This is a genomic window from Ochrobactrum sp. SFR4 (genome assembly GCF_019730395.1).
Taxonomy (GTDB): domain Bacteria; phylum Pseudomonadota; class Alphaproteobacteria; order Rhizobiales; family Rhizobiaceae; genus Pseudochrobactrum.
Map to the genome: position 1 here is coordinate 1 of NZ_JAAPBB010001049.1, position 253 is coordinate 253.

Below are 253 nucleotides of genomic sequence, written 5' to 3' on the forward strand. Positions count from 1 at the left end.
TCTCCCCTTTGTAATCTCAGGGGAGGTGAGCCTCATCGAATGCACAATATCTATGGAGCTTAAAATGCATATCCAGGAGATGTCCCGTAGTGAAATTGCTTTGATGCTTGAAAGAGTGAGTATAGGCCATCTAGCTTGTTCAATTGAAAATATGCCGTACGTTGTTCCTGTTCGTTTCGTTTATCATGATGGCTACCTCTACTCATTATCCTCTGCTGGTAAAAAATTGGAAATGATGAGTATTAATCGGAAG

Annotated in this window: 1 protein-coding gene; it reads left to right on the forward strand. The window is 40.7% G+C overall.

The window, feature by feature from the left end; genetic code table 11:
• Positions 1 to 64: 64 nt before the first annotated feature.
• Positions 65 to 253, forward strand: a 189-nt coding sequence (locus HBA93_RS22260) for a pyridoxamine 5'-phosphate oxidase family protein (protein ID WP_221724688.1), incomplete at its 3' end; no start/stop codon positions are given.